Source organism: Mesorhizobium sp. M7A.F.Ca.CA.002.05.1.1 (assembly GCF_003998335.1).
Taxonomy (GTDB): Bacteria; Pseudomonadota; Alphaproteobacteria; order Rhizobiales; family Rhizobiaceae; genus Mesorhizobium.
Genome location: NZ_RZQI01001419.1, coordinates 1 through 902, shown reverse-complemented (window position 1 = coordinate 902; position 902 = coordinate 1). Strand labels below are relative to the sequence as shown.

1 pseudogene is annotated in these 902 nt (G+C 66.2%); it reads left to right on the top strand.

Annotated elements, in window-relative coordinates:
• Positions 1–902 (top strand): annotated as a pseudogene (locus EN939_RS36025) (calcium-binding protein); the annotation flags it as partial.

The following is a 902-nucleotide window of genomic DNA, read 5'->3' as shown; positions in this document are numbered from 1 at the left end:
CAGCCATGCCGATCGCGAAGGCGCAATATCAGGCCTGCGGCGGAACCGCGACAGCCGGCAACGCCGTCGCCATCGGTAACGGCACCCAGGCGAATGGCGCGAACAGCGTGGCATTGGGCACCTCCAACAGCGCAACGGGCGATGCTTCGATCGCCATCGGCTATTCGATGAGTGTCAATGGCCTCAACTCCATAGGCATAGGTGTCTTTGCGAAGGCAACCGGCGTCAACGCCCTCGCGTTAGGCGGGAACGCCCAAGCTACTGCGGATGGAGCAAGCTCCATTGGCGTCAACTCGGTTGCAGCCGCAGGCGCGGCCGCCTTTGGCCTGAACGCGCGTGCGGACGGAACGAACTCGACGGCGATCGGCTATGTTACCCGGGCGACCGGACTGCGCGCCACCGCGCTCGGGTTTGGTGCAACAGCGTCCGGGCTGGATTCGCTTGCCCAAGGCAATAGCGCCGTCGCAAGCAACCAGAATGCCATCGCCATCGGCTTCCAGGCGACCGCAACGGCGATCAACGCCGTCAATCTTGGCAACCGAACTGTTGCGGGAATGGGCGCCCTTGAAGAGAGCGCCATCGCCATCGGCACGGACGTCAGGGCATCTCAGGTCGACAGCATTGCGATAGGACGCCAATCCGTTTCATCTGCAGGAAACGCGGTGGCTTTAGGCAAGAACGCGGCGGCCTCGAGCGCGGCCTCGATGGCGCTGGGGGCCGGTGCGGCCGCAACCAACACCAACGCGGTCGCGATCGGCGCCAGCACCCAGGCCACGGGAGCCGGCTCCGCCGCCCTCGGCACCTTCTCCGTTGCTTCGGGAGCGAATTCCACAGCCCTCGGGAACGCCACTGCCAGCGGCGACCGTGGGTTCGCCGGCGGCCGTTTGGCCACCGCCGTGGGC